At 61.7% G+C, this 22,775-nt stretch carries 18 protein-coding genes and 1 tRNA gene; 13 read left to right on the top strand and 6 right to left on the bottom strand.

Going from position 1 to position 22,775, the window contains the following annotated elements; all coding sequences use genetic code 11:
* Positions 1–3 precede the first annotated feature (3 nt).
* The gene (locus JCM17207_RS08190; protein ID WP_238317117.1) at positions 4–993 is read right to left on the bottom strand and encodes a C-GCAxxG-C-C family (seleno)protein; all 990 of its coding nucleotides are present in this window, start codon (positions 991–993) and stop codon (positions 4–6) included.
* A 237-nt stretch (positions 994–1,230) separates the two neighbouring features.
* Positions 1,231–1,305 (bottom strand) — tRNA-Gly (locus tag JCM17207_RS08195).
* Between the two features lie 113 nt (positions 1,306–1,418).
* On the opposite strand from JCM17207_RS08195, the gene JCM17207_RS08200 reads away from it, so the two are divergent.
* From JCM17207_RS08200 to JCM17207_RS08250, 11 genes are all read left to right on the top strand, one after another.
* On the top strand, positions 1,419–2,132 hold the full coding sequence (locus JCM17207_RS08200) for a DNA alkylation repair protein (protein ID WP_238317118.1): 714 nt from the start codon (positions 1,419–1,421) through the stop codon (positions 2,130–2,132).
* 158 nt (positions 2,133–2,290) lie between these two features.
* Positions 2,291–3,001 carry a UMP kinase gene (gene pyrH / locus JCM17207_RS08205; RefSeq protein ID WP_238317120.1) on the top strand — a complete coding sequence of 237 codons (711 nt, stop codon included), beginning with the start codon at positions 2,291–2,293 and terminating at the stop codon, positions 2,999–3,001.
* A 116-nt stretch (positions 3,002–3,117) separates the two neighbouring features.
* Positions 3,118–3,672 carry a ribosome recycling factor gene (gene frr / locus JCM17207_RS08210; protein WP_238317121.1) on the top strand — a complete coding sequence of 185 codons (555 nt, stop codon included), beginning with the start codon at positions 3,118–3,120 and terminating at the stop codon, positions 3,670–3,672.
* 100 nt (positions 3,673–3,772) lie between these two features.
* Entirely contained in the window at positions 3,773–4,486 is a 714-nt protein-coding gene (gene uppS, locus JCM17207_RS08215; RefSeq protein ID WP_238317123.1) for a polyprenyl diphosphate synthase, read from the top strand.
* Positions 4,487–4,568: 82 nt separating this feature from the next.
* Positions 4,569–5,429, top strand: coding sequence for a phosphatidate cytidylyltransferase (locus tag JCM17207_RS08220; protein ID WP_238317125.1), 861 nt, complete (start codon positions 4,569–4,571; stop codon positions 5,427–5,429).
* A 25-nt stretch (positions 5,430–5,454) separates the two neighbouring features.
* Complete coding sequence (gene dxr, locus JCM17207_RS08225) at positions 5,455–6,606, top strand: 1-deoxy-D-xylulose-5-phosphate reductoisomerase (RefSeq protein WP_238317127.1); 1,152 nt, start codon at positions 5,455–5,457, stop codon at positions 6,604–6,606.
* 39 nt (positions 6,607–6,645) lie between these two features.
* Entirely contained in the window at positions 6,646–7,758 is a 1,113-nt protein-coding gene (locus JCM17207_RS08230) for a M50 family metallopeptidase (RefSeq protein ID WP_238317129.1), read from the top strand.
* A 23-nt stretch (positions 7,759–7,781) separates the two neighbouring features.
* On the top strand, positions 7,782–8,828 hold the full coding sequence (gene ispG / locus JCM17207_RS08235; RefSeq protein WP_238317131.1) for a flavodoxin-dependent (E)-4-hydroxy-3-methylbut-2-enyl-diphosphate synthase: 1,047 nt from the start codon (positions 7,782–7,784) through the stop codon (positions 8,826–8,828).
* A gap of 148 nt (positions 8,829–8,976) precedes the next feature.
* Positions 8,977–13,230 carry a PolC-type DNA polymerase III gene (locus JCM17207_RS08240; RefSeq protein WP_373871941.1) on the top strand — a complete coding sequence of 1,418 codons (4,254 nt, stop codon included), beginning with the start codon at positions 8,977–8,979 and terminating at the stop codon, positions 13,228–13,230.
* A 177-nt stretch (positions 13,231–13,407) separates the two neighbouring features.
* Positions 13,408–14,706 carry a TrkH family potassium uptake protein gene (locus tag JCM17207_RS08245; RefSeq protein ID WP_373871939.1) on the top strand — a complete coding sequence of 433 codons (1,299 nt, stop codon included), beginning with the start codon at positions 13,408–13,410 and terminating at the stop codon, positions 14,704–14,706.
* Positions 14,707–14,724: 18 nt separating this feature from the next.
* Positions 14,725–15,405 carry a potassium channel family protein gene (locus JCM17207_RS08250; RefSeq protein ID WP_238317134.1) on the top strand — a complete coding sequence of 227 codons (681 nt, stop codon included), beginning with the start codon at positions 14,725–14,727 and terminating at the stop codon, positions 15,403–15,405.
* 153 nt (positions 15,406–15,558) lie between these two features.
* Here the strand turns inward: JCM17207_RS08250 and fakA are convergent, their stop codons facing one another.
* The 3 genes from fakA to JCM17207_RS08265 are packed head-to-tail and all read right to left on the bottom strand — an operon-like array spanning position 15,559 to position 19,201.
* Positions 15,559–17,259, bottom strand: coding sequence for a DAK2 domain-containing protein (gene fakA / locus JCM17207_RS08255; protein ID WP_238317136.1), 1,701 nt, complete (start codon positions 17,257–17,259; stop codon positions 15,559–15,561).
* Between the two features lie 51 nt (positions 17,260–17,310).
* The gene (locus JCM17207_RS08260; protein WP_238317138.1) at positions 17,311–17,661 is read right to left on the bottom strand and encodes an Asp23/Gls24 family envelope stress response protein; all 351 of its coding nucleotides are present in this window, start codon (positions 17,659–17,661) and stop codon (positions 17,311–17,313) included.
* A gap of 28 nt (positions 17,662–17,689) precedes the next feature.
* A complete protein-coding gene (locus tag JCM17207_RS08265) occupies positions 17,690–19,201 on the bottom strand; it encodes an ABC transporter substrate-binding protein (protein WP_238317139.1) in 1,512 nt (503 codons plus the stop codon).
* 329 nt (positions 19,202–19,530) lie between these two features.
* Here JCM17207_RS08265 and JCM17207_RS08270 point away from each other — a divergent pair, with 329 nt between their 5' ends.
* Complete coding sequence (locus JCM17207_RS08270) at positions 19,531–20,004, top strand: CBS domain-containing protein (protein ID WP_238317140.1); 474 nt, start codon at positions 19,531–19,533, stop codon at positions 20,002–20,004.
* A 250-nt stretch (positions 20,005–20,254) separates the two neighbouring features.
* A complete protein-coding gene (locus tag JCM17207_RS08275) occupies positions 20,255–22,033 on the top strand; it encodes a Na/Pi cotransporter family protein (protein ID WP_238317141.1) in 1,779 nt (592 codons plus the stop codon).
* Between the two features lie 76 nt (positions 22,034–22,109).
* Here JCM17207_RS08275 and JCM17207_RS08280 read toward each other — a convergent pair whose 3' ends face one another.
* Complete coding sequence (locus JCM17207_RS08280; RefSeq protein ID WP_238317142.1) at positions 22,110–22,490, bottom strand: hypothetical protein; 381 nt, start codon at positions 22,488–22,490, stop codon at positions 22,110–22,112.
* Positions 22,491–22,775 lie beyond the last annotated feature (285 nt).

Here is a 22,775-nt window from a genome sequence, read left to right on the forward strand (position 1 = left end):
CGATTACTTGACCACCTTGGAGAGGGCGTCGTTCACAGCCTCGATGATGCCCTTGCTGGAGAAGGTTGCGCCAGCGGCTGCATCCACCTCGGTGGACTGGGCCTTGATGATGGCATCGGGAATGGTCTCAAAGGCGGGATCGCAGACACCGGCGGTCTCGCTGTGGGACAGAACCTCGATCTTGCTGATCTTGTCGCCGTCCATGGTGACCTTGACCTTGATGGGGCCGCCAAAGCCGTTGCCCTCGCCGATGTACTCGTTGTCGGCCAGAGTCTCCTCGACGGTGTTCTCAACCGGGGCGGCCTCCATGTAGCCGAAGTGGATGTTCAGCAGCTCGGCGGTTTTCTTGGCCACGTCGGCGGTGACACCGCCGCAGCGGGCCAGACGGCGGGGATCGCTCATCTCGGCGATGCCGGCAGCCGTCATAAAGGCGGTGACGCTGTCAGCGCAGTTCACGGTCTTGGCGACGGTGGAGACGTCGGTCTGGATCTCGGGCTGGTAGATGGGCAGGTTGGTGGAGGTGTACCAGCTGAACAGCTCCTTGGTGATGGCAGAAGCATCCGCGGGCTCGCACATCAGGCCGATGATGGCCGATGCACCGCCCAGAGAGCCGCAGAGGGTGCCGGCACCGTAACCGGCCTTGCCGTTGATGAACATCTCGGCGGGGATGGCGGTGTAGGGGAAGCCGACCTTCTCCTTCAGCTCGGTCAGCAGAGCGTTGGCCACGCCGAAGCAGCAGCCGTTCTGCTGGAAGCTCTCATAGCCCAGCTGCTCCACGCGGTCCAGGTCGAACTCACAGGACGGATAGGGATGAGCCGGGATCTCAGCTTCCACAGGAGCAGCAGAGGCAGCAGCCTCAGAGGATGCTGCAACCGAGGCGGCGGTGGAACTGGCCGCAGACTGAGAACAGCCGGCCAGGCCGAAAAGGGCCAGGCCGCTCAGGGACAGACCGGTCTGCTTCAGGAACTTTCTGCGGGATTCAAAATTAGACATAACGAGATGTCCTTCTTAGTTATAAAAAAGTCAAACTGGCCATATTCTACACTTCTGGATTAAAAAATCAATTGATTTTTTGCGCGCTGTACGCATTTAAAAGACATTTTGAGGAGGGTTTGGAGAAAAAATAACGATCTTGCATACGAAAATCCGATCCGTTACAAGTGGGTTACAAAATGCGGCATGGCAAAAAGAAAGCCGCCTGAAAACCTACGTCTTCAGGCGGCTTATGTTTGGAGCGGGTAATCGGAATCGAACCGACCTCCACAGCTTGGAAGGCTGTTATACTAGCCGATGTACTATACCCGCATTTGCGAAAGATATTATACCACACCCCCGGCGGAATGTCCAGAGGGAAAACGGGCGCTTTTTGTCCAAGAGCCTTTTGGCGCCCCGCTTACCATAAGAAAGGAGCCGACCCCATGACCCAAGATCAAAGCCCCATCACCGCCCGGCTGCTGGCGCTGCAAGACCCGGGCTATCAGGCCTTCCAGAGCAAATTGATCCCCACCCTCCCGCCCCAGCGGGTGATCGGGGTGCGCACGCCGATCCTGCGGCAGCTGGCCCGCAGCCTGGCGGGCAGCCCCGAGGCAGAGGAATTCTGCCGGGCGCTGCCCCATACATACTATGAAGAGAATAACCTCCACGCCTTTCTGCTGGAGCGGGAGAAGGATTTCGATGCCGCCCTGGCGGGGGTGGAGGCCTTTCTGCCCTATGTGGACAACTGGGCCACCTGCGACAGCATGTCCCCGCCGGTGTTCCGGCGGGAGAAAGCCCGGCTGCTGCCCGCCATCCGCCGGTGGCTGGCCTCGGACCAGACCTACACCGTCCGCTATGGCATCGGGATGCTGATGCAGCACTTTCTGGACGAGGATTTTTGCCCCGAGTATCCGGCGCTGGTTGCGGCGGTCCAGTCGGAGGAATACTATATCCAGATGATGATCGCTTGGTATTTCGCCACCGCCCTGGCCAAACAGCCCGAAGCCGTCTGGCCCTACCTGGCTGAGGGGCGGCTGAGCCCCTGGGTCCACAACAAAACCATCCAGAAAGCCTGCGAGAGCCGCCGGATCACCCCCGGGCAGAAAGCCGCCCTGCGGGCGCTGCGCCGGCCGGGCAGGGGAGACGCCGCCCGATAACCGCCCCCCGAAACCTTCCGGGCTGGCTCGCCGCAAGAGAAATTTCCCCGGGCAAAGGGCCATTCCCCGCCGCCGGGCGGCGCTTTGCCTGTTTACTTTGGGGGCGTTTTATTGTACAATAAGCCCAACAGATTTTATAACAGGTGGTGTATTGATAGATGGGACTGAAATATAACCGTATCCTGCTCAAGATCAGCGGCGAGGCGCTGGGCGGCGAGAAGGGCACCGGTTTTGATGACCCGACCATGGAGGCAATCTGCCTCGGCGTGAAGAAAGCCCACGATCTCGGCGCAGAGATCGGCATTGTGGTGGGCGGCGGCAACTTCTGGCGCGGCCGTTCCAGCGGCAAGATGGAGCGCACCCTGGCCGATAAGATCGGCATGCTGGCGACCGTCATGAACGCGCTGGCTGTCTCGGACAAGCTGAATCAGCTGGAGGTGCCCACCGAGGTGTTCACCTCCATCACCATGCCCCAGGTGGCCCAGCCCTTTACCCGGAACGGCGCCCTGGAGGCCATGGCTGCCGGCAAGATCGCCATCTTTGGCGGCGGCACCGGCAACCCCTTCTTCTCCACCGACACCGCCACCGCCCTGCGCGCTGTGGAAGTTTCGGCGGATATCATGTTCAAGGCGACCATGGTGGACGGCGTCTACGACAAGGACCCCCACAAGTACCCCGACGCCAAGAAGTACGAGACCCTGACCTTCACCAAGGTGCTGGAGGACCAGCTGGGGGTGATGGACGGCACCGCCGCCACCCTCTGCCGGGAGAACAAGCTCCCCATCCTGGTGTTTGACCTGGCCGACCCGGACAACATTCCCCGCGCAGTCCAGGGCGAGGCTGTGGGCACTCTGGTCTACGAGGGCTGAGCCCCCGGTATAAAGGGCCCCCCGGCCCGTATATAATAGAACATCCTGCGCAAATGACACAGGCCGCCGCGCCTGTGCGCCGATAAGATTTCAATAAAAGAACAGGAGACAGGACAATGAGCAGCAACACTAAGGTTTTTGAAGACAAGATGAAGGGTGCGGTGGACCACCTGGACCGCGAGCTGGCCGCTGTGCGCGCAGGCCGCGCCAACCCCGCCGTTCTGGATAAGGTTGTGGTGGACTACTACGGCGCCCCCACCCCCGTCCAGCAGGTGGCATCGGTGGCCGTGTCCGAGGCCCGGGTGCTGACCATTACCCCGTGGGACCGCTCGCTGCTGCGCCCGATCAGCAAGGCCATCCAGGCCAGCGACATCGGCATCAACCCCATCGACGACGGCCAGACCATCCGGCTGAACTTCCCGGCCCCCAACGAGGAGCGCCGCAAGCAGCTGGCCAAGGACGTCTCCAAGATGGGCGAGGAGGCCAAGGTGGCCATCCGCAACATCCGCCGCGACGCGATGGATAAGGCCAAGGCCATGAAGAAGGCCGGCGAGCTGACCGAGGACACCCAGAAGACCATGGAAGAGGATGTCCAGAAGCTGACCGACAAGTATATCAAGCTGGTGGATAAGACCGTCGAGGAGAAGCAGAAGGAGATCATGTCCGTCTGATCCCCCGCGCCAACAGACAAAGTGCCGTGCGCTAAGGAAAGGTGCGCGGCATTTTTTTCAAGGCCGGAGTTTTGTACATATACACCAGAGGAGAACCGCCATGTCACACACCAATGACTTTGCCCGGGGGCTGTCCATCGGCATCATCATGGACGGCAACGGCCGCTGGGCCAAGCGCCGGGGCCTGCCCCGCACCGCCGGGCACAAAAAAGGCGCCGCCGTTTTTCAGGACATCGCCGACTACTGCGATGAGCTGGGGGTATCGTCGGTCTATTTCTACGCATTTTCCACCGAGAACTGGAAGCGCCCCGCCGAGGAGGTGGGGGCCATCATGCGGCTGTTTGGGGAATACCTGATCAAAGCCTTCGACTACAAAAACCGGAACAACCGGATCGTCTTTCTGGGGGACCGCTCTGAGCTGGAGCCCCGTCACCGCCAGCTGATGGACGAGATCGAGCAGAACACCGCCCACAAAACCGGCATGGTGCTGAACATCGCCATCAACTACGGCGGCCGGCAGGAGATTGTCCGGGCGGCCCAGAAGCTGGCGGCCCGGGCTGCCGCAGGGGAGATCGCGCCCGAGGCCATCACCGAGGAAATGATGGCCGGCGAGATGTACACCCGCGGCCAGAAGGACCCGGACTTTATCCTCCGCCCCAGCGGGGAGAAGCGGCTGTCCAACTTCATGCTCTGGCAGGCGGCTTATTCCGAGCTGGTGGAGATGGACGTCCTCTGGCCCGACTTCACCCGGGCCGATCTGGACGCGGCCATCGAGGAGTTTAACCGCCGGTCCCGCCGGTTCGGCGGCATCTGACAGCGGCCCCGCTTTCTGTGCGGCGGGGTCAGCCCCGGCCGGTCTTGTGGGCCGGGGACATCAAGAAGGGAACAAAGATACGATGAAAACACGAATTATTACTGCCCTGGTGGGCATCGTCGTCCTGGTGCTGGTGCTGTTCACCTTTGACACCCTGGTGTTCAATCTGGTGGTGGCGGGCATCTCGCTGCTGGCGATGCACGAGGTCTACAACGCCCTCGGGTTTGAAAAAGCCGACTGGCCCCTCTATGTGGTGCTGATCCCCTACACCCTGTTGATCATGCTCTCCAACTATGAGCACGCCCGGGGCCTGGTGATGGTGGGCACCTTTGCGCTGGTGCTGTTTTACAGCATTTACCTGGTGGTGCGCAACGGCGTGGTCAGCTACCAGAAAGTCAGCGGCCTGGCGCTTTTTTCCGGCATCATCATGTTCTGCTTTTACTCCCTAATCTTCCTCAAGATGCTGCTGCCGGTGGAGGAGTACGGCTACGACGCCATCTTCTTCATCCTGCTGATCCTCTGTTTCGCCTGGGGCGGGGACACCTGCGCCTATTTTGCGGGCCGGGCCTTCGGCAAACACAAGCTCTGCCCGGTGGTCAGCCCTAAAAAGACGGTGGAAGGCGCCATCGGCGGCGTGCTGGGCACCATGGTCTTTGGGGTGGCGGCCACCATTATCTACTCGGTGGCGGCGGACCGGATGGATATCTTCACCCAGTCCAACATCGGCGTCTCCATGTTCGTCATCATCGCCCTTTTGGGCATTGTGGCGGCAGTGCTGGGCATCTACGGCGATCTGTTCGCCAGCGTGGTCAAGCGCCAGTGCGGCATCAAGGACTATGGCACCATTTTCCCGGGGCATGGCGGCATCCTGGACCGGTTCGACAGTGTAATGTTCATCGCTCCTTTTGTAACCATGGTGATTACTGCGGTGTTCTACCGCTGAGAAAAAAGCAGGAAGGGGAAGGACTATGGCAAAGAAAATCACCCTGCTGGGTTCCACCGGTTCCATCGGCACCCAGAGCCTGGACGTGATCCGGGCCCAGGGGTATGAGGTGTTCGGCCTTTCGGCCCACAGCCGGGTGGAATCTCTCTTGCAGCAGATCGAGGAATTCCACCCGAAATACGTCTGCGTCACCGACCCGGCGGCCGCCGAAGCGGTGGACGCCGCTCTGGCGGGCCGGGCGGATGCTCCCCGGCTGCTCCGGGGCCCCGAGGGCCTGGTGACCCTGGCCGGGCTGGATGGGCCGGACGTGGTCCTGAACAGCGTGGTGGGCATCGCGGGGCTGGGGGCCAGCCTGGCGGCCATCGAGAGCGGCCACGACCTGGCCCTGGCCAACAAGGAGAGCCTGGTCACCGGCGGCCACCTGGTGACCCAGGCGGTGGCCCGGCATGGGGTCCATCTGCTGCCGGTGGACAGCGAACACTCGGCCATCTTCCAGTGTTTGCAGGACGCCCACAGCGCCAAAACTCTCAAAAAGATCCTGCTGACCGCCTCGGGCGGGCCTTTCTTTGGGATGAAGGCCCCCGAGCTGGCGGGCAAAAAGAAGGAGGACGCCCTCCGCCACCCCAACTGGAACATGGGGGCCAAGATCACCATCGACAGCGCTACCCTGATGAACAAGGGCCTGGAGCTCATCGAGGCGGTCTGGCTCTTCGGGCTGCCCCCCGAGAAGATCCAGATCGTGGTCCAGCGCCAGAGCGTCATCCACTCGGCGGTGCAGTTCAGCGACAACTCGGTCCTGGCCCAACTGGGGGTGCCCGATATGCGGATCCCCATCCAGTACGCCCTGACCTGGCCCGAGCGGGGCGGCCCTGTGGCCCCCGAGCTGGACTTTGCCGCATTGAAAGTCCTGACCTTCGACGTGGCGGACGAGGAGACCTTCCGCTGCCTGGCGGCCTGCAAGAAGGCCATCGCCAAGGGGGGCCTTGGGCCCTGTGCGGCCAACGGCGCCAACGAGGAGGCGGTGAAACTCTTCCTCCAGGATAAGATCGGCTTTTTGGACATTGGCCGCCTGGTGGAAGCGGTGGTGGACAGCGACCGTTTCGGCGGGGACTACACCCTGGCGGACGTCTACGCCTGCGACCGGATGGCCCGGGAGTACGTCCGCAGCCACCTCTAAATAAAATCCCAAAAATCCAGATAGAAACCGGGAGAGTTTATGTCAGTTTTGATTACCTTGATCGCGGCGGTGCTGGTGTTCGGCGCGGTGATTGCGATCCACGAGTTCGGCCATTTCTTTGTGGCGAAGCTCAGCGGGGTGCAGGTGAACGAGTTCGCCATCGGTATGGGCCCGCTTTTGTTCCGCAAGATTGTGGGCGGCACCCAGTACAGCCTCCGGCTTTTGCCGGTGGGCGGCTATGTGGCCCTGGAGGGCGAGGTGAGCCCCGAGAGCCAGCAGGCCCAGAGCGCCGGGGACCCGGACGAGGAGGAAGAAGAGGAAAACCCCATCCCCCCCGAGCTGCGCACCGGCGTTCCCCTGAACCAGGTGGCGGTCTGGAAGCAGATGGCCATTATGGCGGCGGGCGCCATCATGAACTTTGTGCTGGGCTTTGTGGTGCTGGTGCTGGTGGTGGCCACCCAGCAGGAGGTAATCACCAGCCGGGTGATTTACAGCATCGACGAGGGGGCCCTCTGCGGCCAGACCGGCCTTGAGGCGGGGGACGAGATCGTCGCCGTCAACGGGCGGCGGTGCTTTGTGGCCAACGACATCCTCTACGAGCTGGCCCGCACCGAGTCCCACCAGGCGGAGATCACCGTCCGGCGGGACGGCGCGCTGGTGGAGCTGCCGGCGGTGCAGTTCGACGTCCGCGAGACCGAGAACGGGGCCTATATGGACATCGGCTTTGTGGTCTACGGCATCGAAAAGACCCCCCTCAACGTATTGAAAGAAGCCTGGAACAGCGAGCTGTACTATGGGCGGATCGTCTTTACCTCCCTCATCGACCTGGCCCGGGGGCGGCAGAGCATCAACGACCTGTCCGGCCCGGTGGGCATCGTCTCGGCCATCGGCCAGGCGGCCAGCTATGGGCTGGGGGATGTGCTGGAACTGCTGGCCCTTTTGACCATCAACCTGGGCATCTTCAATCTGCTGCCGGTGCCGGCCCTGGACGGCGGCAAGCTGGTGTTTTTGCTGATCCAGGGGATCACCGGCCGCCCGGTGCCCGAAAAATTGCAGGGGGCGCTGACCCTGGCCACCTTTGCGCTGTTGTTCGGGCTGATGATCTTTGCCACCTATAACGATATCCTGCGGCTGTTTGGCGGCGGGTTCTGACAGGCCCAAAGGAGGGCAATACCATGAGACAAATCAAGCGGGAAGTGAAAATCGGCAACCTGACCATCGGCGGCAACCACCCCATCGCCGTCCAGACCATGCTCAACGTGCCGGTGGAGGACATCGCCGGGAATGTGGCCCAGGCCCAGCGGTGCGAGGCCGCGGGCTGCCAGATTCTGCGGGTGACCTGCCCCACCGCCGAGGACGCCAAGTGCATCGAGGCGGTGAAAAACGCGGTGAACATCCCCATTGTGGCGGACATCCACTTCGACTACCGGGCCGCCCTGGCCTGCGCCGCCGTGGGGGTGGATAAGATCCGGATCAACCCCGGCAACATCGGGGATGACAGCCGGGTGAAAGAAGTGGTGGAGGCCTGCCGGGCCCATAACATCCCCATCCGGATCGGGGTCAACGGCGGCAGCCTGGAAAAGCACATCCTGGCCAAGTACGGCGCCGCGGTGCCCGAGGCCATGGTGGAGAGCGCCCTCTACCACGTCCGGCTGCTGGAAAAGTTCGATTTCTACGATACCGTCATCTCCATCAAGAGCTCCAACGTCCCCCGGATGATGGAGGCCTACCGCCAGCTGAGCGAAAAGACCGACTACCCCCTCCACGTGGGGGTCACCGAGGCGGGCACCTATCAGATGGGCCTTTTGAAATCCGGCATGGGCATCGGCGGGATGCTGCTGGAGGGCATCGGCGACACCATCCGGGTCTCCCTGGCGGCCGAGCCGGAAAAAGAAGTGGAAGCCGGCTTCAACATCCTGCGGGCCGTGGGCTTCCCGGTGGGCGGGCCGGAGGTCATCACCTGCCCCACCTGCGGCCGGACCCAGTACCCCTGCACCGAGATCGCCAACGAGGTGGAAAAGCGGCTGCGGGGCTATAAGAAATCCATCAAGGTGGCCGTCATGGGCTGCGTGGTCAACGGCCCCGGCGAGGCCCGGGAAGCCGACATCGGCATCGCGGGGGGCAAGGGCGAGGCCCTGCTCTTTGTCCACGGCCAGCCGGTCCGCAAACTGACCGGGGAGAACATCCTCGATCAGTTTATGGAGGAGATCTATAAACTCTGATACGGTGCACGGGGCCGAACCCCTGCAAAACCGGATCAAGCGAGAGAAAAAAGGAACCTGCCGGGGCGGCGGCTCTGCCGTCCGCTCCGGTTTGCATTAAAGGAGACAATCTGTGAAACCACTTGTATCCCAGCTCTGGCCCCAGTTCATGGCGGACCCGGATTTTGCGGCCTGTTTTGGCCGCGTGCTGGTGGCCCACGCCTGTATGCTGCGGCAGGAGCAGAGGGTCATATTTACATTGGAGAGTGCCGCGCCGCTGGACAAGGGCCTGTGTGCGCGGCTTTTGGCGTCTTTGCAGCCCGACTATGAGGGCTACGAGCTGCGCATCCACAACTGTTTCGGGTATCCCATGCTGGACGAAGCTGCCCTGCGGGATATTTTCGAGGAAATGAAGCGGGACGGCGTGCCCATCAACGGGTTTTTGGACCGGTGCAGCGTCAAAATCGAGGGCCAGGAGATCACCATCGGGGTGCACACCGGCACCAAGTTCCTCACCGAGCTGGAGTTCGACAAACTCCTGGCCCAGAAGATCGAGGACCACACCGGCGTAAAACCCGCCGTTCACCTGATCCTGGCGGCGGACGCCGGCGAGCAGCAACAGCTGATGGAAAAACTGGAACGGAAGGCCGCGCCCCCGGTGGTGAAGTTCGAGGCCAAGGCCAGCGCCCCGGCCATCCAGGTGGAGGGGCTGGACCTGACCGACAAGCCGGTGACCATCTTCCACGGCAAGATGTTCAAACCCAAGAACCTCACTCCCCTCAAGGATCTGGGGGGCGAGGGCGGCAAGTGCATGATCTGGGGCGATGTCTTCGCCACCGAGGTCAAGGGCAACTTCCGCAAGATCTACACCGTTTCCATCACCGACTATGCGGGCTCCATCAACCTGAAGATCCGCGCCCAGGAAGGGGAGGACTGCTCCAAGTGGGAGGGCCTCAAGAAGGGGACTACCCTCCTGATCCGGGGCGACTGCTCCTACGACAAATACGAGCACGACTATATCGTCTACCCCTACGACGTCCTCTGCGTGGAGCGCCGCCGCCGGGAGGACCACGCCCCTGAAAAGCGGGTGGAGCTCCACCTGCACACCAAGCTCTCCAGCATGGACGGCTTCTGTGACCCGGGCGGGATCGTCCGTCTGGCCCACAGCATGGGTCACCCGGCCATCGCCATCACCGACCACGGCGTCTGCCAGGGTTACCCCGAGGCCATGCTGGCCGCCGACGACATCCACAAAAAGGACCCCGACTTCAAGCTGATCTACGGCTGCGAGGCCTATTTTGTGGATGACATGGTCCCCTGTGTCTACGGTGTCCAGGATGTGCCCCTGGATGGGGAGTTCTGCGTCTTTGACACCGAGACCACCGGTCTGGACCCCGGGGTGGAGTACCTCACCGAGATCGGCGCGGTGCTGATTCGGAACGGCGAGGTGGTACAGGAGTTCGACACCTTCGTCAAACCCGGCAAGCCCATCACCGAAAAGATCACCGCCCTCACCGGCATCACCAACGAGATGGTGGCCGACGCCCCCAGCGAGGCCGAGGCTTTGCAGATGTTTTTGGATTTCGCGGGCGGGCGGACCCTGGTGGCTCACAACGCCAACTCCTTCGACATTCGCTTTTTAAAGGCGGCGGCCCGCCGCAGCGGCATCGAGCTGAACCTGAGCTATATCGACACCCTGACCATGGCCCAGACCATGTACCCGGGGCTTTCCAACTATAAGCAGGGGACCATCAACAAGCACCTGGAACTGCCCGACTACGAGGCCCACCGGGCCTGCGAGGACGCGGGGGCCCTGGGACGGATCTTCTGCGTCATGCTCAAGGACCTGGAAGAAAAGCAGATCACCCGCACCGGCGAGATCAACACCGGCCTTGGCGGCAACCGGGAAGTGCTGAAAAAGAAATATTACCACCTCATCATCCTGGTGCAAAACCAGATGGGCCTGAAAAACCTCTATAAGATCGTCAGCGAGGCCCATGTGACCTACTTCTTCAAAAAGCCCCGGGTGCCCCGGAGCCTCTTGAACAAATACCGGGAGGGCCTGTTGCTGACCTCGGCCTGCGAGGCAGGGGAGCTCTACCGGGCCATTGTGGAGGGGCGCTCTTATGAGGAGCTCAAGAAGATCGCCTCCTATTACGACATTTTGGAAGTCCAGCCCCTAGGCAACAACGAGTATATGGTCCGGGAGGGCCGGGTCCCCAGCGACGAAACCATCAAAGAGTTCAACCGGACGGTGATCCGGCTGGGAGAGGACCTGCACAAGCCGGTCATCGCCACCGGGGACGTCCACTTCCAGGAGCCGGAGGACGCCATCTACCGCTCGGTGCTCCAGGCGGGCAACGGCTTCAAGGACGCCGATCTCCAGCCGCCCCTCTACTATCGCACCACCGAGGACATGCTGGCCCAGTTCAGCTACCTGCCCAAGGAAAAAGCCTACGAAATTGTGGTGAAAAACCCCAACAAGATCGCGGCGGCCATCGACGGCACCGTCCGGGCCATCCCCCGGGGGACCTATCCGCCCAGCATCGAGGGCGCCGAGCAGCAGCTGCGGGAGGCCACCTGGAAGCGGGCCAAAGAGGATTACGGCGACCCCTTGCCGGACATCGTCCGGGAGCGGCTGCAAAAGGAGCTGGACTCCATCTGCGGCCACGGCTACGCGGTTCTGTACGTCATCGCGGTCAAGCTGGTGGCCTACTCCAACGCCGGCGGCTACCAGGTGGGCAGCCGTGGCTCGGTCGGCTCCTCCGCCGTGGCCCACTTCTCGGGCATCTCGGAGGTCAACAGCCTGCCGCCCCACTACCGCTGCCCCAAGTGCAAACACAGCGAGTTCATCACCGACGGCAGCGTGGACGACGGCTTCGACCTGCCGGACAAGGACTGCCCGGTCTGCGGCACCCGGATGATCGTGGACGGCCACGACATCCCCTTCGAGACCTTCCTGGGCTTCTACGGCGACAAGGAGCCGGATATCGACCTGAACTTCTCGGGCGAATACCAGAGCAGCGTCCACCGCTACACCGAGGAACTCTTCGGCAAGGCCAACGTCTTTAAGGCGGGCACCGTCTCGGGAATCCAGGACAAAACCGCCTACGGCTATGTGAAAAAGTACCTGGAGGAGCGGGGACGCACCGTCAACCACGCCGAGGAAAACCGGCTGACCCTGGGCTGCACCGGCGTCAAGCGGACCACCGGCCAGCACCCCGGCGGCATGGTGGTCGTGCCCGACACCTACGAAATCTACGATTTCTGCCCCATCCAGCACCCGGCGGACGACGTGGCGGGGGGCCTTTTGACCACCCACTTCGAATTCAAGTACCTCCACGACACCCTGCTGAAACTGGACGAGCTGGGCCACGATATGCCCACCTTCTATAAGTATTTCGAGGAGTATACCGGCATCCCGGTGGACTCCATCCCCATGAACGACCCCAAGGTGTACAGCCTGCTCACCAGCCCCGAGGCCCTGGGGGTGACCCCCGAGCAGATCGACAGCCAGACCGGCACCTTCGGCATCCCCGAGATGGGCACAAACTTTGTCCGTCAGATGCTGGTGGAGGCCCGGCCCAAGAACTTCTCCGAGCTGATCCAGATTTCGGGCCTGTCTCATGGGACGGACGTCTGGACCAACAACGCCGACGAGCTGATCCGCAGCGGCACCTGCACCATCGCGGAGGTCATCGGCTGCCGTGACAGCATCATGCTCTACCTGCTGCGCAAGGGCCTGGAACCCAAGATGGCCTTCGACATCATGGAGGCCGTCCGAAAAGGCAAGGTGGCCAAGGGCGGCTTTGCCCCCGGCTGGGAGGAGGCCATGCGGGAGCACGATGTGCCCGACTGGTATATTGAATCCTGCCGCAAGATCAAGTATATGTTCCCCAAGGCCCATGCGGTGGCCTACCTGATGAGTGCTATCCGGTTGATGTGGTTCAAGCTCTACCGGCCCCAGGCCTTCTATGCGGTGTACTTCACCGTCCGGGGCGACGACATCGACTACGAGGCGGCGGTGGGCGGCCCGGCGGTGGCCCGGGCCCACATCAACGAGGTGACCCGCCGGCTGAAAGAAGAGAAGAACGCCAAGGACGAGGACATTCTGGTCTCCCTCCAGCTGGTCAACGAGATGCTGGTGCGGGGATACGAGTTTTTGCCCATTGAGCTGGGCAAGAGCCGAGGCACCCGCTATATCCTCGAGGACGGTAAGGTGCGGCTGCCCTTCTCGGCCCTGAAGGGCCTGGGCGGCGCGGCGGCCGAAGCTCTGGAAAAGGCCACCATCGACGGCCAGGAGTATATCTCCATCGAGGAGCTGCAGCAGGCCGCCGGGGTCAGCAGCGCGGTGATCGACCGGCTGCGCCAGGCGGGCGCCCTGGGGGATCTGCCCGAGAGCAGCCAGGTGAGCTTCTTCTGAGAAGGGCCTGCGCGGCCCAATGTAAAAGAAACGTAAAGTAAAAAAGATTCTGTTCCTTCCGGTCGATTTGTGCTATAATAATCCCGTGTTTCGGGCTGCAACAGCCCCGGCACAGGTAGGATTCCGGCGGGCTGGGCGCCCGCTGGAGAATACGTCGGAATAAAAACAGGAGAAGTTATGTTGGACTTTATCAAACGGCAATCCCCGGCGCGGATCATCGCGCTGGGCTTTGCCCTGGTTATCCTGGTGGGCTCGGTGCTGCTGATGCTGCCCTGCAGCGTCCAGGACGGGGTGACGGTGCAGTACATTGACGCACTCTACACCTCCACCAGCGCCGTCTGCGTCACCGGCCTTGTGGCGGTGGATGCGGGAGACACCTTCACGCCCCTGGGGCAGTTCTTCCTCGGCGGCCTGATCCAGATCGGCGGCCTGGGTGTGACGTCGGTGGGCGCCGGGGTGATCCTGGCTATGGGCAAAAAGATGCGGATGAAGGAGCGCCGCCTGGTCTATGAGGCCATGAACCTCAACTCGGCCCAGGGGGTTGTCCGCTTCATCAAGAAAGTCTTCTGGACCACCGTCTTTTTCGAGGGGCTGGGGGCGGCGCTGAGCTTTACCGTGTTCATCCGGGATTATCCTTTCCTGAAAGCGGTGGGCATCAGCCTGTTCCACTCGGTGGCCGCTTTCAACAACTCGGGGTTTGATATCCTGGGCAATTTCCAGAACCTGATCCCTTATCGGGATAGTGTGATGCTCAACCTGGTCACCTGCGGGCTGATCTTCTTCGGCGGCATCGGCTTTCTGGTGATTCAGGAGATGCTGGCCAAGCGGTTCTGCTGGCGGAAGTTCTCCATGCACGCCAAAGTGGTGCTGAGCGTCAGTGCCGCGCTGATCCTGGTGGGTACAGTGCTGCTGCGGCTGACTGAGCCCATCGGCTGGATGGCGGCCTTCTTCCACAGCGTGTCGGCCCGTACGGCTGGTTTCTCCACCTATCCGCTGTCGGAATTTTCCCAGGCGGGGCTGTTGGTGCTGATCGTGCTGATGTTCATCGGCGCGTCCCCCGGATCCACCGGCGGCGGCATCAAGACCAGCACCTTCTTTGTGCTGATCCAGGGCATCCATTCCTCGGCCACCAACCGGGGGGAGAAGGCTTTCCGCTACTCGGTGCCCGCAGACGCGTTCCGCAAAGCGGCGGTCATCACCCTGATCGCCCTGGGGGTGGTCCTCACCGGCACCTATCTGGTGATCCTCTTTGAGCCGGAGCTGCCTTTCCTGGATGTCTTGTTCGAGATGGTCAGCGCCTTCGGCACGGTGGGTCTTTCCACCGGCATCACCCCGGGGCTGACCGTGGGGAGCAAGCTGGTTGCAATTTTGATTATGTACATTGGGCGTCTGGGCCCGCTGACTATTGCCTCGCTGTGGTACTTCAGCAACGGGGAGCGCACCCGCTACCCGGAGGGCAATATTTCGATTGGTTGACGCACAGGAGGAATACTTATGTTTGGCAAACCCAAAAAAGAGAAGATTTCCTACGGCATTGTGGGCCTGGGCCGGTTTGGCTACGCGCTGGCCGTGGAGCTGGCGGCCTCGGGCGCAGAGCTTGTGGTGCTGGACCAGGACGAAGAAAAGGTGCGGGAGATCCGGGAGCTGACCGAGAACGCCTATGTGGTCAAGAGCCTGGACAAAAAGACCCTGTCCGAGACGGGCATCCAGAACTGCGATGTGGCGGTGGTCTGCATCGGTGAGAAGATGGACGCCTCCATCCTGACCACCCTGCACCTGGTGAGCCTGGGCATCGGCACGGTGGTGTCCAAGGCCACCAGCGAGGAGCACGGCGAGATCCTGGAGAAGCTGGGGGCCCAGGTGGTCTACCCCGAGCACGACATGGCCATCCGTCTGGCCCACCGGCTGGAGGCCGGCCATATGCTGGATTTCGTCCAGCTGTCGGAGCAGGTGAACATCTCCAAGCTGGCCATCCCCGAAAAGATGATCGGCCGCACGGTGTTGGACGTCAACCTCCGCGGCCAGTTCGGGCTGAACATCATCGCCATCGAGAACGGCGGCAACGTCACCGAGAACATCTCGCCGAGCCTCCAGTTCCGGGCGGGGGATATCCTCTTTGTCTCTGGCGCAAAGGCCGGGCTGAACCGGATGCTGGACTGGATGGAAAATAAGTAATTCACTGGGTACATTAAAGCGCCTCTCTGCCGGTTCTGCCGGCGGGGAGGCGCTTTTCCTTTGGGATAGGCAATAATAAAAAAGGCAGCCGCCCCTCCCCGATCGGGGAGAGGCGGCTGCCTGGCTGTTGCAACGTTCAGGCGCGGGTCTTGATTACTCCACGCTGATCATATAGTAGTATACGGGCTGGCCGCCGCGGATGTGGCTGACTTCCACATGGCCGGGGCACTTGGCCTTGACGATCTCGGTGACCTTCTCGGCTTCCTCGTCGCTGACGTCGCAGCCCGAGATGATGGTCACAAAGCTGGAATCCTTCTTGCACATGCTGCGGGCCAGGCGATAGGTGGCCTTGGTCAGGTCGTTGGAGGTGGAGACGATCTTGCCGTTCTCCAGCGCCATGATCTCGCCCTTCTTGATCCGCTTGCCGTCGTACTCGCTGTCCCGGGCGGCGTAGGTGATCAGGCCGGTGGAAACGCCGTCGGCGGCCTTCATCATCCCGATGGTGTTGGCCTCGGGGGTGGCGGTGGGGTCAAAGTTCAGCATGGCGGTGATGCCCATGGGGATGGTGCGGGTGGGCAGGACGATCACCTTGCGGTCGGCCAGCTTCTCGGCCTGCTCGGCGGCCATGATGATGTTCTTGTTGTTGGGCAGCACAAAGACGGTCTTGGCGGGCACGCTCTGGACGGCAGCCAGGATGTCCTCGGTGGCGGGGTTCATGGTCTGGCCGCCGGAGACAACGGCATCCACGGCCAGATCGGTAAAGACGGCCTTCAGGCCCTCGCCGGCGGCCACGGCCACAAAGCCATAGTCACGGCTGGGGTCCACGGCGGCGTAGACAAACTCGCTGGCGATGGAATCCCGCTGGTTCTGCTCGGCCTTGGCCTGCTTTTCCAGGCTCTTGCCCTGCTTCTGGCGGGCCAGGAACTGCTCGTGCATGTTCTCGATCTTGAAGTTGGTCAGGTAGCCGTATTTGATGGCCTCGCTCAGGATCTTGCCGGGGTCGGCGGTGTGAACGTGCAGGTTGATGACGTCGTCGTCCTCGATGCAGACCACGCTGTCGCCGTTGGACTCGGCGAAGGCGCGCATCTTGGCGGCGCTGGCGCCCTCGTTCTTGTTGATCAGGAACTGGGTGCAGTAGCCGTTGGTGATGTCCTCCACCTTCATCAGATCGTCGGTGTAGACGCCCTTGCCGGCGTTGGCGGTGGAGAGCTTGGCTTTGTTCTGGGTCAGATCGGAGCTGGCGATCATGGGCTCGCCGTGGAAGACCTTGCCCATGCCCTCGAACACGATCAGGATGCCCTGGCCCCCGGCGTCCACGACGCCGGCCTTTTTCAGAACGGGCAGCAGGTTGGGGGTGTCGTCCAGGGCGCGCTGGCCGGCGGCCAGAACCAGATTCCACAGCTCGTCCACATCGGCGATGCCGCTGGCCCGGGCCTCCTCCGAGGCGACGCGGGCCACCGTCAGGATGGTGCCCTCGGTGGGCTTCATGACGGCCTTGTAGGCGGCCTGGACGCCCTTCTCCAGGGCGCAGACCAGATCCTCGGCGTCAGCTTCCTTCTTGCCCTCCAGAGCCTTGGAGAAGCCCCGGAACAGAAGGCTGGTGATGACGCCCGAGTTGCCGCGGGCGCCCCGCAGCATGGCGGAAGCAGCCACCTTGGCGGCCTCGCCCACGGTGCAGTCGTCGGCCAGGGTCTCCAGCTCCCGGACGGCGGCGCCCACGGTCATGCCCATGTTGGTGCCGGTGTCGCCGTCCGGCACGGGGAAGACGTTGAGCTCATCGACACGGGAACGCTGGTTGTTGATATTGTTGGCGCCGGAAATAATGGCGTCGCGCAAAATTTTACCGCTAATCATTTGTTTTCACTCCTTGTATTCCATGCGGGCTGCCAGAGCTGCCCAGTCTGTTTAGGCGATTACGTCGTCCACAGAGACCACCACCCGGGCAACTTTCAGCCCGGTGGCCTGCTCCACCTCATCCCGCACCCGATGCGTGATGCTCTGTGCAGCGGTGGAGATATTCAGCCCATAGCTGACCGCGATGTGAAGCTCGATGACCAGCCGGCCATCTTGCTGGGTGACACGGACGCCCTTGGCGGAGAAATCCGTGCCGAGCACAAGGCCTTTCACGGTGTCCGAAATGCTGCGGGGGGTCATTGCGGCCACGCCGTAGCAGTTCTTGGCCGCTTCGCCGACCAGCGCCGAAAAGTACTCGGCCGAGAAGCGGACATCACCCAGGGGAAAGTGGGAAGTGATCATAGTCGCTCTGCTCCTTTGTTTATAAAATTTAATTCTTGACTGTAAATTGCTCCAGCGAATAGAACAGGTCGCTCACACTGGAGACGACCCCGCTGACGCTGCGGTTGGCCACCGTCACGCTGCTGCGCCACAGCAGGGGAATATAGGGCATTTCGGCGGCAAAGACCTCTTCAAACGCGCCGGCCTGGCTGGCGTCTGCCCGGAACAGCGCGTAGGCGTCCAGCAGCGTTTGGCTGGGTGCCAGACCGTAGCGGGCGTTGCCGGTCCAAAACGGCATGAGATCCATATTATTATACAACTTCAATTCGCCGATGTACAGTTCAAATTGTTGCCGCTGGATTTGTTCCAGATAGACATTAAAATCCTCGGCGGTGGTCAGGGTGACCTGGATGCCCAGTTCCGACCATTCTTTTTGGAGCTGGGTGGCCGCGTAGACCTTGTCTGCCGAGCCGGTATACACCAGTACCTCCACGGCGGCGGGCTCGCCCTCCGGGGTTTCGTACCGGCCGGTCTGGTCGTTCCAGGCATAGCCCAACTGGGCCATGACCGTTTCCAGCTGGGAGAGGTCGGCCTCGGTGCCGATGGGCTGGCTGCCCTGGATGCAGTCGTAGAGGCTGTTCAGGGCGCCGGTGGCGGGGGTGGCGCTGATGTATTGGTCCGCCAGCTCCCGGCGGGAGAGGATCTGGCTCAGCAGAGCCCGGCCGCCGGCGGTGCTGCAAAGGGGATTGTCCGCCCTGGCGTTGACCCCCAAAAACATCAGGATGTTGGTGCGGAAATAGTTCTCATTGGAGGCCACGGTGGAGGAGGTGCTGGCCTCGGCCTGGTAAAAGTTGACGGTGCCCAGGGCCAGCCCCGAGACGATCTCGTCGTAGTTGGCCACATCGGTCAGCTGGACCCGCTCCGGCCCGCCCTCCACGGGGAAGGGCGCCCGGGGGTTGGGCACCAGGGCGTCGGCCCCGTCGTAGGTGTAGCGGCCGCTGGCGGTGGGCTGGGGGGAGGCGACCTCCCCGGCCTTGAGGATGGGCAGGTCCAGCAGATAGGCGAACAGACTGTCCGGCTCGGCCAGGGTGATGGTCACCCGATTGCCCTCGGCCGCGATCTCGGTCATATTGGTCAGCCGGGCCCCGTAAAGGGCGCTGTTTTTGGCCGCCGTCAGGCTGGCCGCCACGTCCTCCCCGGTGAGGGGGGTGCCGTCGGCAAAGGTGCAGCCGCTTTGCAGCAGGATGGTGACCGTCAGCCCGCTGGACTCGATGCTCTGGGCCAGCCGGAACTCCAGATCCATGGCAGGGGAGAGACGCACCAGCTTTTCAAACAGAAGGTCCGCGCACTGGACCGTCAGGCTGTTGGGGGTGAGATAGGGGTTGAATTGCCCGGCGTTGGCGGCGATGGCCAGCACCTGGGGCGCAGGCTGGGCGGCCGCCTGGGAGTCCGCCGTCTCGGAGGAGGCCGGGGCGATGACCGCCGGCCGGGCGCAGCCGGCCAGCAGGGCGAGGCTCAGAGCCGCAGCCGCGGCCCGGAGCAGGGTGTGCTTGGATACCATAAACAAATACAGTTCTTTCTGACCGGGGAAAAATTCGGCCGCTTTTTTCATAGTTTAGACATATGCATCCATTATACTAAAATCAGGACGGATAAGCCTGTATAAACAGTATAGCACAAAAAAGAAAACTGTGCATCGCTTTGGCGGGATTTTTTGATGGCAGTAAAATCCTGTTTGTGAAGAAAATCTAAAAATCCTGAGAAAGTGTTTCTTTTCATGTGCAGAAGTGCTAATATGGAGATGCGGAACCGCCCGCTCTCTGCGGGCTAAGGGGCCTTTCGGGGGTGTGTTCCCCTGTGGGGCACAGATCAACAGTAGGAGTACCAGTTATGAATATTTTGTTCTTTCTTTCACCCAAGCAGGACCTGATGTATGTCTACGACGATTTCACGCTGCGCCAGACGCTGGAAAAATGGGAGAACAACCGCTACGCGTCCATTCCGGTGCTGAATCGCCAGGGGGAGTATGTGGGCACCCTGACCGAGGGCGATATCCTTTGGGGGCTCAAGAACCTCCACGGGCTGGACATCGAGGCGGCCGAGGATGTGCCCATCGCCTCCTTCCCCCACAAGCGGGACTATCTGCCCGTTACCGTCACCACCAGTATGGACCAGCTGATCGAGGCGGCCATGAGCCAGAACTTTGTCCCGGTGGTGGATGACCGGGGCATCTTTATCGGGATCGTCCGCCGCCAGGCCATCATCCGCTACTGCTACGACAAGAGCCGGGCCAAGGAGAGCGACGCCCGGAACAAAACTCTGCCCGTATCCTCCCCGGCGGCCGGCGCCCGGCCCGGCGTCTGAACCGGATCGGATTTTTATAAAAATTCTCTTTTCACGGCGGCTTCGGCTGCCGTGTTTTTTTGCGTCCAGGCGGCAAAAGCGGCCAAAACCGTGCAGGAGGATGGAAAAATCCAAGTAAGGAAAAGGTCAATTTTGTGTAAAAAACACTTGTTGCGCCCGCGGGGGAGATGGTATAATAGAATTGTACGCGAATTTTGGGATATCGCGGAAAACTATGTAAATAAAAGGAAGCCATAAGAGGAGAGTCGTTATGGATATCACACACATCACCTCCCTTCTGGGCGGCATTGCGCTGTTTTTGTACGGCATGTCGATCATGGGGGCGGGCCTGGAAAAGCTGGCAGGCGGCAAGATGCAGAGCGTGCTTCAGCGGTTGACTTCCAATACATTAAAAGGCGTTTTGCTGGGCACCCTGATCACCGGGGTGATCCAATCCTCCGCGGGCACGGTCGTCATCTGCGTCGGCCTTGTCAACTCCGGCATCATGACCCTGACCCAGTCGGTGGGCGTCATCATGGGCGCCAACATCGGCACCACCGTCACCGGCCAGCTGATCCGGCTGGCCGACATCTCGGGCGAAAGCCTGCTTTTGACCCTGGTGCAGCCCAAGACCTTTTCGCCGGTGGTGGCCTTCATTGGCTGCATTCTCTATGTGTTCGTCAAAAACGCGAAGAAAAAGAACATCGGCCAGATTCTGCTGGGCTTCGGCATCCTGTTCACCGGCATGAGCCTGATGGACACCGGTGTCTCCCCCCTCAAGGAGAGCCCCTTCTTCCAGAACCTCTTTGTCAGCATGACCAACCCCATCCTGGGCGTCCTGGTGGGCCTGGTGGTCACCGTGCTGATCCAGTCCTCCTCGGCGTCGGTGGGCATCCTTCAGGCGCTGTCCAGCACCGGCCTTGTGACCTTCGGGTCGGCCATTCCGGTGATTCTGGGCGCCCACATCGGCACCGCCTTCACCCCGCTTTTGACCATCGGCGGCTCCTCCAAGGACGGCAAGCGGGCCGCGCTGGTTCACCTGTACTTCAACGTCATCGGCAGTATCATTCTGCTGATCCTGATTTATCTGGTTAAGTTTGTGGTGGGCATCCCCATGTGGGACGACGTGCTCAACAAGGGCGCCATCGCCAACATCCACACCCTGTCCAGCATCTTTGCCATGCTGATGTTCCTGCCCTTCAGCGCCGGGCTGTCCCGTCTGGCGGTGATGACGGTGCCCGACAGCAAGGAGGAAGAGCAGGAGCTGAGCATGCCGGTGCTGGACGAACGTCTCTACAAGAGCCCGGCGGTGGCGCTCCAGCAGGTCAAGAACGCCATGGCCAAGATGGCCCGCCGCTCCGCCCGGAACGTGGCGCTGGCCATGCCCCTGCTGGTGAAGATGGACGAGGATGTGGTCAGCGCCATCCGGGTGCGGGAAAACCTCATCGACCGGATGGAGGTGGACATCACCAACTATCTGATCCACCTGAACGACCAGGAGCTGGGGGACGACGAGAGCCACACCGTCAGCGACCTGTTGAACTTTGTCACCGAATACGAGCGGATCGGCGACTACGCCGTAAACATCATGGAAAAGGCCCAGGAGCTGGAAGACAAGGAGGTCTCCTTCAGCGAGAGCGCCCAGCGGGAGCTGAAATTGCTGGACAGCGCTCTGGAGCGGATTCTGACCCTGACCGACGAGGCTTTCTGCAACGCCAACACCAAGGTGGCTGCCCAGGTGGAACCCCTGGAGGAGACCATCGACATCATGGTGGAAAAGCTGCGGGACCAGCACATCTTCCGACTGAAAGAGGGGGTCTGCTCCATCGACGCGGGCGTCATCTTCCTGGACGTTTTGAACAACGTGGAGCGCATTTCGGACCACTGTTCCAACGTGGCGGCCCGGATCATCGGGATGGAGAACGGGCTGGAGTACGACTCCCACACCCTCAAAACCATGATGCACCATAACCCCAGCAAGGACTACACCCTGGCCTTTGAGAGCTGCCGCAAGGAATACCTTGTGCCGCTGGAAGGGCTGGAAGCATAAAAAACCAAAAAAGCCGCAGCACCCGGTCGGGCCGCTGCGGCTTTTCTGCTGCCGGATTCGTTGTATTTACAGAAGGTCAGTTGCCCAGATCCTCCAGCAGGGAGGCCAGCTCCTGGTCCCCCCAGACCACCAGACCCTGCTTGATCCGCAGCGCGTCGGGCTCGGGCAGCAGGTTCACATAGATCTCGGTCAGTTCCAGCCGCTGGGTGGGTTTGCCGTCGGCGCCGCAGCGGTAGACCGCCAGCCGCCCGCCCTCGTCGCAGAGATAGTATCCCCCCTGGGGCAGGGCGACCCCCGAGGCCGGGGCCTGGGCCAGAACGTTGGGGGGCGCCGAGGAGGCGCTCTCCGCCGGGGCAGAGCCGGGCGGGGTGGTCTGGGTGGAGAGCATCCAGGCAAAGCTGAATACCAGGGTGAAGGTGCACAGGCCGTAAAACAGGCAGTACCAGAGCTTTTTCATAAGGCGGGGACTCCTTTCGCCGAAAGAATTCCAAAAAACAAACAGGGCTGCAAGGTCAGGATGGGCAAAAATACCCTCTTTCAGACAGGGGAAGGCAAATTTCACAGCGGGGAGCTGTACTTTCCCCGGGCGAGTGTGCTATAATAAATGGAGAGCCTGCCGCGCCGCAGGCCCTCCGCCCGGCTGTGGGGGGAAGGCCCCGCGGCCATTCCGGCGGCAGACGGCCCGCCGGAATGGTGTGGGTGCAATTGGGAATAACAAAGAGGAACAGTTGCGGATAAAGCG

This window comes from Faecalibacterium gallinarum (genome assembly GCF_022180365.1).
In the GTDB taxonomy this organism is placed as follows: domain Bacteria; phylum Bacillota; class Clostridia; order Oscillospirales; family Ruminococcaceae; genus Faecalibacterium; species Faecalibacterium gallinarum.

Excerpts from the sequence above, each read along its gene's own strand:
- JCM17207_RS08190 (WP_238317117.1), bottom strand. The coding sequence starts at position 993 with ATGTCTAATTTTGAATCCCGCAGAAAGTTCCTGAAGCAGACCGGTCTG.
- JCM17207_RS08265 (WP_238317139.1), bottom strand. The coding sequence starts at position 19,201 with ATGGTATCCAAGCACACCCTGCTCCGGGCCGCGGCTGCGGCTCTGAGC.
- ispG (WP_238317131.1), top strand. The coding sequence starts at position 7,782 with ATGAGACAAATCAAGCGGGAAGTGAAAATCGGCAACCTGACCATCGGC.
- uppS (WP_238317123.1), top strand. The coding sequence starts at position 3,773 with ATGTCACACACCAATGACTTTGCCCGGGGGCTGTCCATCGGCATCATC.
- fakA (WP_238317136.1), bottom strand. The coding sequence starts at position 17,259 with ATGATTAGCGGTAAAATTTTGCGCGACGCCATTATTTCCGGCGCCAAC.
- JCM17207_RS08280 (WP_238317142.1), bottom strand. The coding sequence starts at position 22,490 with ATGAAAAAGCTCTGGTACTGCCTGTTTTACGGCCTGTGCACCTTCACC.
- JCM17207_RS08240 (WP_373871941.1), top strand. The coding sequence starts at position 8,977 with ATGGCGGACCCGGATTTTGCGGCCTGTTTTGGCCGCGTGCTGGTGGCC.
- pyrH (WP_238317120.1), top strand. The coding sequence starts at position 2,291 with ATGGGACTGAAATATAACCGTATCCTGCTCAAGATCAGCGGCGAGGCG.
- JCM17207_RS08245 (WP_373871939.1), top strand. The coding sequence starts at position 13,408 with ATGTTGGACTTTATCAAACGGCAATCCCCGGCGCGGATCATCGCGCTG.
- JCM17207_RS08230 (WP_238317129.1), top strand. The coding sequence starts at position 6,646 with ATGTCAGTTTTGATTACCTTGATCGCGGCGGTGCTGGTGTTCGGCGCG.
- JCM17207_RS08200 (WP_238317118.1), top strand. The coding sequence starts at position 1,419 with ATGACCCAAGATCAAAGCCCCATCACCGCCCGGCTGCTGGCGCTGCAA.
- JCM17207_RS08220 (WP_238317125.1), top strand. The coding sequence starts at position 4,569 with ATGAAAACACGAATTATTACTGCCCTGGTGGGCATCGTCGTCCTGGTG.
- JCM17207_RS08250 (WP_238317134.1), top strand. The coding sequence starts at position 14,725 with ATGTTTGGCAAACCCAAAAAAGAGAAGATTTCCTACGGCATTGTGGGC.
- JCM17207_RS08270 (WP_238317140.1), top strand. The coding sequence starts at position 19,531 with ATGAATATTTTGTTCTTTCTTTCACCCAAGCAGGACCTGATGTATGTC.
- JCM17207_RS08260 (WP_238317138.1), bottom strand. The coding sequence starts at position 17,661 with ATGATCACTTCCCACTTTCCCCTGGGTGATGTCCGCTTCTCGGCCGAG.
- frr (WP_238317121.1), top strand. The coding sequence starts at position 3,118 with ATGAGCAGCAACACTAAGGTTTTTGAAGACAAGATGAAGGGTGCGGTG.
- JCM17207_RS08275 (WP_238317141.1), top strand. The coding sequence starts at position 20,255 with ATGGATATCACACACATCACCTCCCTTCTGGGCGGCATTGCGCTGTTT.
- dxr (WP_238317127.1), top strand. The coding sequence starts at position 5,455 with ATGGCAAAGAAAATCACCCTGCTGGGTTCCACCGGTTCCATCGGCACC.